This window comes from Streptomyces ardesiacus, assembly GCF_003112575.1.
Lineage (GTDB): Bacteria > Actinomycetota > Actinomycetes > Streptomycetales > Streptomycetaceae > Streptomyces > Streptomyces ardesiacus.
Genome location: NZ_BEWC01000010.1, coordinates 443,926 through 452,791, shown reverse-complemented (window position 1 = coordinate 452,791; position 8,866 = coordinate 443,926). Strand labels below are relative to the sequence as shown.

The window sequence follows — 8,866 nt, the reverse complement described above, 5'->3', positions numbered from 1 at the left end:
TACTTCCGCGGCGCCGGCCAGGACGGCTTCCGCGACGGCTGCCGGGTGCCGATCCCGTGGACGCGCGAGGGCTCCTCGTTCGGCTTCGGCGACGGCGGCAGCTGGCTGCCGCAGCCGGCCGGCTGGGGCGAGCTGAGCGTCGAGGCGCAGACCGGTGAGTCCGGCTCGACCCTGGAGCTGTACCGCGAGGCCCTGGCCGTCCGCCGCGCCACCGCCGACCTCGGCGCGGGCGACGCCGTGGAGTGGCTGCGCGCCCCCGAGGGCGTCCTCGCCTTCCGGCGCGGCGACTTCGTGTGCGTCGCCAACACCACCGGCGAGTCGGTGGCGATGCCCGCCTACGGCCGGGTGCTGCTGGCCAGCGGCGAGGTCACCGAGACGGCCGGCGAGGCCAAGGTCCCGGCGGACACCACGGTGTGGTGGACCCGCGCCTGACCTGCCGTCACGCGAGCGCCGAAGGGCCCGCCCCTTCCCCACCGGGGAGCGGCGGGCCCTTCGCACGTCCGCCCGTCCCGGGCTGCGCGGACAAGTCCTGTGAAAATCCTTTCCGTTACTTGCGCAAGTCTTGCCGCAAGACTTGCGGCAGCGCTACGGTCACGCCGGGGTCGGACCCGAACGAGCCGTACTCGCAAGGAGCTCACACCTGTGATACCGAGATGGCCGGTGCCTTCCGCGCGCCGTACCGCACGAGTGGGACGGGTCGCGGCCCTCACCGCGACCGCGCTCGCCGCCACCCTGCTGACCCCGCTCGCCGCGCGGGCCGACGCCCCGCCCGCGCCCCCGTCCGACGCGACGCTGGCGAAGACCGCCGCACGCCACGACCTGACCCGTGAGCAGTTCTACTTCGTCCTGCCGGACCGTTTCGCCAACGGGGACGCCAAGAACGACCGCGGCGGCCTGACCGGCACCCGGCTCGCCACCGGCTACGACCCCACCGACAAGGGCTTCTACCAGGGCGGCGACCTCAAGGGCCTGACCGGGAAGCTCGACTACATCAAGGGGCTCGGCACCACCGCCCTCTGGATGGCGCCCCTCTTCAAGAACCAGCCAGTCCAGGGCACCGGCAAGGACGCCTCGGCCGGCTACCACGGCTACTGGATCACCGACTTCACCCAGGTCGACCCGCACTTCGGCACCAACCAGGACCTGAAGGACCTCATCTCCAAGGCCCACGCCAAGGGCATGAAGGTCTTCTTCGACGTCATCACCAACCACACCGCCGACGTCGTCGACTACGAGGAGAAGTCCTACGACTACCTCTCCAAGGGCGCCTTCCCGTACCTGACCAAGGACGGGCAGCCCTTCGACGACGCCGACTATGCCGACGGCTCCCGCCGCTTCCCCCGCGTGGACACCGGCTCCTTCCCGCGCACCCCGACGGTGCCGGCCGCCAAGAAGAACCTCAAGGTGCCCGCCTGGCTCAACGACCCGGCGATGTACCACAACCGCGGCGACTCCACCTGGGCCGGCGAGTCCGCCACCTACGGCGACTTCAACGGCCTCGACGACCTGTGGACCGAACGTCCCGAGGTCGTCGACGGCATGGAGAAGATCTACCAGCGGTGGGTGAAGGACTTCGCCGTCGACGGCTTCCGGATCGACACCGTGAAGCACGTCAACATGGAGTTCTGGACCCAGTGGGCGACCGCGCTGGACGCCTACGCCGCCAAGAAGGGCCGCGACGACTTCTTCATGTTCGGCGAGGTCTACTCCGCCGACACCTCCGTCACCGCGCCCTACGTCACCGAGGGCCGCCTGGACGCCACCCTCGACTTCCCCTTCCAGGACGCGGCCCGCGCCTACGCCTCCCAGGGCGGCAGCGCGCGGAAGCTCGCCTCGGTCTTCGGCGACGACTGGAAGTACACGACCGACAAGGCCAACGCCTACGAGCAGGTCACCTTCCTCGGCAACCACGACATGGGCCGCATCGGCACCTTCCTCAGGCAGGACGACCCGAAGGCCACCGACGCCGAGCTGCTCCAGAAGGACCGGCTCGCCAACGAGCTGATGTTCCTCAGCCGCGGCAACCCGGTCGTCTACTACGGCGACGAGCAGGGCTTCACCGGCGCCGGCGGCGACAAGGACGCCCGCCAGCCGATGTTCGCCTCCCGCACCGCCGACTACCTCGACGACGACCAGCTCGGCACCGACCGCACCCACGCCGAGGCCGCCTACGACACGAGCGCCCCGCTGTACCGGCAGATCAGCGCCCTCGCCAAGCTGCGCAAGGCCAACCCCGCCCTCGCCGACGGCGTCCAGACCGAGCGCTACGCGGCCGACGGCGCCGGGATCTACGCCTTCTCCCGCACCGACGCGAAGACCGGCACCGAGTACGTCGTCGCCTTCAACAACGCCGGCACCGAGAAGAGCGCCACCTTCTCCACCGGCTCCGCCGGCACGACCTTCCGCGGCCTGTACGGCACCGACGCCACCGCGAAGTCGGGCGCCGACAAGAAGGTCACGGTCACCGTCCCGGCCCGGTCGGCCGTCGTCCTCAAGGCCGCGGGCGGGCTCGCCCAGCCCGCCGCCAAGCCGACGATCACCCTGCACGCCCCGGACCCCGGCGCCACCGGCACCGTCGAGCTGAGCGCCGACGTCGCGGGCGGCCAGCTCAACCGCGTCGTCTTCGCCGCCCAGACCGGCAACGGGAAGTGGCGCACCCTCGGCACCGCCGACCACGCGCCCTACAAGGTCACCCACACCGTCGACGCGGACACCCCGGCCGGCACCGCCCTGCGCTACAAGGCGGTCGTCGTGGACTCGGCGGGCCGCACCGCGAGCGCCACGGCCGCCTCCACCACCGGCACCCCGCCCGCCGAGGAGGTGCCCACCGCCGCCTCCCGCGACTACGCGGTCGTGCACTACAAGCGCGCGGACGGCAACTACGACGACTGGGGCCTGTACGCCTGGGGCGACCTCGCCGACGGCGAGGCGACCACCTGGCCCGAGACCCACCCCTTCACCGGCCGCGACGCCTACGGCGCCTTCGCCTACGTCAAGCTCAAGCCCGGCGCGTCGAACGTCGGCTTCCTCGTCATCGACAAGGACGGCAACAAGGACGTCGCCGCCGACCGCACCATCGACGTCACCGAGACCGGCGAGGTGTGGATCCGGCAGGGCGAGGAGCAGGTCGCCACCGAGCGGCCCGAGTACCCGGCCCAGGACACCACCAAGGCCGTCGTGCACTACCACCGTGCCGACGGGAACTACGACGGCTGGGGCCTGCACGTCTGGGGCGACGCCGCGAACCCCACCGACTGGGCGAAGCCGCTGACACCGGTCAGGACCGACCCGTACGGCGCGGTCTTCGAGGTGCCCCTCACCGAGGGTGCGAGCAGCCTCGGCTACATCGTCCACAAGGGCGACGAGAAGGACCTGCCCACCGACCAGGCCCTCGACCTCAAGGCCGACGGCCACGAGGTGTGGCTGCTGAGCGGCCGGGAGCAGTACCTCCTGCCGCAGCCCGCGGGATCGGCCGCGGCCGTCGACCTCACCACCTCCAAGGCCGTCTGGATCGACCGGAACACGGTCGCCTGGAACGGCTCCGAGGGCGCCGCCTCCACCCAGCTCCTCGCCTCCCGCACCGGCTCCATCGGCGCCGAGGGCGGCCGGCTCACCGGCGACGACCAGCGGTGGCTCCGCCTGGCGAAGACGACCCTCACCGACGCCCAGAAGGCGAAGTTCCCGCACCTGAAGGAGTACACCGCCTGGTCGGTCGACCCGCGCGACCGCGACCGGGTCCGCGAGACCCTGCGCGGCCAGGTCGTCGCCGCCCAGCGCACCGCCACCGGCGCCCTGCTCGCGGCGACGGGCGTGCAGACCGCCGGCGTCCTGGACGACCTGTACGCGGGCCGGGCGACCGGGGCCGGCCTCGGCCCGGTCTTCCGGCACGGCAGACCCACCCTCTCCGTCTGGGCGCCGACCGCGCAGAGCGTGTCCCTGGAGATCGGCGACCGCACGGTGCCGATGCGCCGCGACGACGCCTCCGGCGTCTGGTCCGTCACCGGCCCCACGTCCTGGAAGGGCAAGCCCTACCGGTACGCCGTGAAGGTCTGGGCGCCCACCGCGGGCGAGGTCGTCACCAACAAGGTCACCGACCCGTACTCCCTCGCCCTGACCACCGACTCCGAGCACAGCCTCGTCGTCGACCTGGACGACCCGTCACTGGCCCCGCGCGGCTGGGACGGCTACGACAAGCCGAAGGCGGTGCCGCTGAGGGACGCCCAGATCCAGGAGCTGCACATCCGCGACTTCTCCGTCGCCGGCCCGACGGCCGACGCGGACCACCGGGGCACCTACCTCGCCTTCACCGACAAGAAGAGCGACGGCTCGAAGCACCTGCGCGAGCTGGCCGAGGCCGGCACCTCCTACGTGCACCTGCTGCCCGCCTTCGACATCGCGACCGTCCCCGAGAGGAAGTCCGAGCAGACGGCGCCCGACTGCGACCTCGCCGCCCTCCCGGCCGACTCCGACCAGCAGCAGGAGTGCGTGACGAAGGCCGCCGCCAAGGACGCCTTCAACTGGGGCTACGACCCGTACCACTACACGGTCCCCGAGGGCTCCTACGCCACCGACCCGGACGGCACCGGGCGCACCGTCGAGTTCCGCAAGATGGTCAAGGCCCTCAACGACGACGGCCTGCGCGTCGTCATGGACGTGGTCTACAACCACACGGCCGCGAGCGGACAGGCGAAGACCAGCGTCCTCGACCGGATCGTGCCCGGCTACTACCAGCGGCTGCTCGCCGACGGCTCGGTCGCGAACAGCACCTGCTGCTCCAACACCGCCACCGAGAACGCCATGATGAGCAAGCTCGTCGTGGACTCGGTCGTCACCTGGGCCAAGGAGTACAAGGTCGACGGCTTCCGCTTCGACCTCATGGGCCACCACCCCAAGGCCAACATCCTCGCGGTCAGGAAGGCCCTGGACGAGCTGACGCCCAAGAAGGACGGCGTCGACGGCAAGAAGATCGTCCTGTACGGGGAGGGCTGGAACTTCGGCGAGATCGCCGACGACGCCCGCTTCGTCCAGGCCACCCAGAAGAACATGGCCGGCACCGGCATCGCCACCTTCTCCGACCGGGCCCGCGACGCCGTGCGCGGCGGCGGCCCCTTCGACGAGGACCCCGGCGTGCAGGGCTTCGCCTCCGGCCTCTACACCGACCCCAACGGGTCCCGGGCCAACGGCACCGAGGCCGAGCAGAAGGCCCGCCTGCTGCACTACCAGGACCTGATCAAGGTCGGGCTGACCGGCAACCTCGCCGACTACACCTTCACCGACACCGACGGCAAGGAGGTCAAGGGCTCCGAGGTCGACTACAACGGCGCCCCCGCCGGCTACGCGGCGGCACCCGGCGACGCCCTCGCCTACGCCGACGCGCACGACAACGAGTCCCTGTTCGACGCGCTCGCCTTCAAGCTGCCGCGCGACACGTCCGCCGACGACCGGGCCCGCATGCAGGTCCTCGCGATGGCGACCGCCTCCCTCTCGCAGGGCCCGGCGCTCTCCCAGGCGGGCACCGACCTGCTGCGCTCCAAGTCGCTGGACCGCAACTCCTACGACAGCGGCGACTGGTTCAACGCCCTGCACTGGAACTGCGCCGACGGCAACGGCTTCGGCCGCGGCCTCCCGCCGGCCGCCGACAACCAGGACAAGTGGCCCTACGCCAAGCCCCTGCTGACCACGGTGCAGGTCGGCTGCCCGCAGATCACCAGCGCCTCGGCGGCGTACCGGGACCTGCTGCGGATCCGCAGCGGGGAGAAGGACTTCTCCCTCGCCACGGCCGGGCAGGTGCAGTCCCGGCTCTCCTTCCCGCTCTCCGGCAAGGACGAGACGCCCGGCGTGATCACCCTGCGCCTCGGTGACCTGGTGGTCGTCTTCAACGCCACGCCCCAGCGGCAGGAGCAGCACGTCGAAGCGGCGGCCGGGACCGGCTACCGGCTGCACCCGGTGCAGGCGGCGGGCGCGGACGCGGTCGTGAAGGAGTCGGGGTACGCGGCGAAGACCGGCACGTTCACCGTGCCGGCCCGCACCGTCGCCGTCTTCCAGCGGGCCGGCTGACGGCCGGGGGGCTGCGGTTAGGGTGAGCCCTGCTGTTCACGCAACGGGAGGGCTCATGCCGCAGATCACCGTCGACTACTCCGACCGGCTCGCCGGCGACTTCGACCGGCCCGCCTTCGCGCGGGCCCTGCACGAGGCCGTCGTCGAGATCGCGGCCGCGAAGCCGCCGGCGTGCAAGACGCAGTTCCGTCGCACCGAGGACACGGTGGTCGGCCCGGACACCGACGGGCACGCCGTCGTGCACGTCACGCTCGGGCTGCTCGCGGGCCGCACCGACGAGACCAAGGCGCGCCTCACCGAGGCCGTGCTGGAACTGGTACGGCAGTACGCCGAGCCGGGCGACGGCCTCGCCCTGCACGTCTCCGCCGAGGTCCGGGACCTGGACCCGTCCTACCGGAAGTTCGAGACCCCGTAGGTCCCGGGCCTCACGTCAGGTCGCGGCGGCCCAGCCAGGCCGGCCGGACCGGCACCCCGTCCTCGTCCAGCTCGGACCGCGGCGGCGCGGCGGGTGCGGGCGGGGACGCCTCGTCGACCGGCTCCGGGGGCGCCTCGGTCACGGGTGCGGGGACGTGCGGCGCCGCCGAGTCCTCCAGCAGTTCCGCCACCGTGAACCGGGTGACGAACGACTGCCAGGCCCCGTCCACGACGAGCAGGAACCCGTCGCCGACCCGCAGCAGACGACGGCGCCGGGGACTGAGGGGGTGGGCGGGGGAGTAGCTCCGGGCCCGTCGCTCCAGTTCCGCGAGCGCCTCCTGGCGGGACCCGGTGACGTGCGTCACCACCTGGGCCTCGGTGTGCTTGCGCTCCCCGGTGCCCACGGTCGTCTCCACGACCAGGCCCCACGTCCGTTCGGCGCTCACCGGGCGGTCAGGGCGAGCAGCCGGCCCACCAGCTCGCCGAAGGGACCGTCGGCCGGCTCGTCGGCGGTGACGCGGCGCAGCAGGGCGGCCATCTCCTCGTCGTGGGCGGCGGCCACCGCGAGCAGCGCACCGAAGTCCTGCACGAGCTGCGCCTCCAGCTCGGCGCGCGGGATGCGGCGTCCGTCCAGCCAGATCAGCGCCGTCGACTCGGCGAGCGAGATCCAGGAGCGGACGACCAGTTCCAGGCGCGCGGGCGGCTCGGTGACGTCCAGGTGCGAAAGGATCTGGACATACGCGGACTGCCGTACGGAGTCCACGAGCGCGTTGGCCGTCGACGAGCCCACGGCCGGACCGCCGCGCATCAGGGCGGAGAAACCCGGGCCGTGCTCGTCCACGAAGTCGAAGTAGCGGCCCATCACGCGCAGCAGCCGCGCCCCCAGCGGGCCCTGCCCCGGCTCCACGAACCGGGCCGCCAGGTCGTCCGACGCGCGCTTCAACGCGGCCTCGTACAGGCTGAGTTTGCCGGGGAAGTAGTGGTAGACCAGGGGGCGGGAGATGCCCGCGGCCGACGCTATCTCGTCGATGGAGACCTCGTCGGGCGAACGGCGGCTGAACAGCTCGAGCGCGACGCCGATCAACTGCTGCCGCCGCTCCTCGACGCCCATCCTGCGGCGTACCCCGGTAGTCATACGAACACCTTACCGATCGAATCCGGCCCCGAACGGGCCGGACCGGACATCGGTGTTCACATGTCGAGCACGAGCCGTGTACCGCGGCACCGGGACACGCAGATCAGCATCGAGTCACCGCGCTCCGAGTCGGTCAGCAGCTCGTCCCGGTGGTCGATCTCGCCCTCCAGTACCTTCTGCTGACACGTCCCGCACCAGCCCTGCTCGCACGAGTACGGGGTGTTCGGCAGCTCCGCGCGCACGGCGGCCAGCACCGAGGAGTCGGCGGGCACCGTCAGTGTGCGCCCGCTGCGGCGCAGCTCGACCTCGAACTCCCCGTCCCCGTCGGCCGTCGTACGCGGCGCGAACCGCTCCAGGTGCAGGGCGGCGCCCTCGGGGAGGCGCTCCGCCACGGCCGCCATCAGGCCCTCGGGGCCACAGCAGTACACGGCCGCACCCTCGGGCAGGTCCGCCAGGAAGGCGCCGAGTTCCGGCCGCCCCTCCTCGTCCTCGGCGACCACGGTGACCCTCCCGCCCTCCGGGTCCAGCTTCTCGACCTCCTCCAGGAACGGCATCGACGCCCGCGTCCGTCCGCCGTACAGCAGCCGCCACCGCGCGTCCTCCGGCAGCGCCCGCAGCATGGGCAGCACGGGCGTGATGCCGATGCCCCCGGCGACGAAGGCGTAGGCCGGCGCCTCGACCAGCGGGAAACGGTTGCGCGGACCGCGCACCTCCAGCTCCGTCCCCTCCTGCACCTGCTCGTGCACCTCGCGCGAGCCGCCCCGCCCGTCCTCGACCAGCCGCGCGGCCACCGTGTACGACGAGGTGTCCTCCGGGTCGCCGCACAGCGAGTACTGCCGTACGAGACCCGAGGGCAGCACCAGGTCCAGGTGGGCGCCCGGCTCCCAGCGCGGCAGGCCGGTGCCCTCCAGGCGCAACAGCACCACCCCGTCGGCCAGCCGCTCGTGCGCGGTCACCAGCAGCGTCAGCGGGCGGGTCTCCGGGCGCCCCGAGGACGGCGGCCGCGCGGCGGACCCCCTCCCGGGCCGTGCGCCGGAGGCCCGGCGCCGCACCGCCCGGCCGACGACGAGGGCGGCACCGGCCGCCAGGAGCAGGGGCACCGGCTTCCGCAGCCGTGCCGGGAACGGGACAGGCTTGTTGGACATGGCGTCAATGTACTGACCGGTAGCCCCCTGGGGAACCCTTCGGCCGGTACTTGTTGACGCCAGTGTCAACTAGCGGGAGGGGCCCCGGTGCAGCCCTGTCACCCAGCGGGAAGGG

General features: G+C 72.4%; 5 protein-coding genes and 1 pseudogene. 3 read left to right on the top strand and 3 right to left on the bottom strand.

Annotation, left to right across the window (positions count from 1 at the left end; all coding sequences use genetic code 11):
- The 3 genes and pseudogenes from Sdi02f_RS32010 to Sdi02f_RS32000 form a co-directional block, all read left to right on the top strand.
- Nucleotides 1-432 (top strand): annotated as a pseudogene (locus Sdi02f_RS32010) (DUF3459 domain-containing protein); the annotation flags it as partial.
- 210 nt (nt 433-642) lie between these two features.
- On the top strand, nt 643-6,057 hold the full coding sequence (pulA, locus tag Sdi02f_RS32005; RefSeq protein WP_167458288.1) for a pullulanase-type alpha-1,6-glucosidase: 5,415 nt from the start codon (nt 643-645) through the stop codon (nt 6,055-6,057).
- A 55-nt stretch (nt 6,058-6,112) separates the two neighbouring features.
- The gene (locus Sdi02f_RS32000; protein ID WP_031087244.1) at nt 6,113-6,472 is read left to right on the top strand and encodes a 5-carboxymethyl-2-hydroxymuconate Delta-isomerase; all 360 of its coding nucleotides are present in this window, start codon (nt 6,113-6,115) and stop codon (nt 6,470-6,472) included.
- A 10-nt stretch (nt 6,473-6,482) separates the two neighbouring features.
- On the opposite strand, the gene Sdi02f_RS31995 is transcribed toward Sdi02f_RS32000, so the two are convergent.
- Genes Sdi02f_RS31995 through Sdi02f_RS31985 form a run of 3 tightly spaced genes read right to left on the bottom strand, consistent with a single transcriptional unit; the run spans nt 6,483 to nt 8,751 of the window.
- Nucleotides 6,483-6,917: a hypothetical protein gene (locus Sdi02f_RS31995; RefSeq protein ID WP_108934456.1), complete on the bottom strand. Its 435-nt coding sequence runs from the start codon at nt 6,915-6,917 to the stop codon at nt 6,483-6,485.
- Nucleotides 6,914-7,606, bottom strand: a complete 693-nt coding sequence (locus Sdi02f_RS31990) for a TetR/AcrR family transcriptional regulator (RefSeq protein ID WP_063829938.1) — start codon at nt 7,604-7,606, stop codon at nt 6,914-6,916. The genes Sdi02f_RS31995 and Sdi02f_RS31990 overlap by 4 nt, the downstream gene beginning before the upstream one ends.
- Nucleotides 7,607-7,662: 56 nt before the next feature.
- A complete protein-coding gene (locus Sdi02f_RS31985; protein ID WP_030403955.1) occupies nt 7,663-8,751 on the bottom strand; it encodes a PDR/VanB family oxidoreductase in 1,089 nt (362 codons plus the stop codon).
- Between the last annotated feature and the right edge of the window lie 115 nt (nt 8,752-8,866).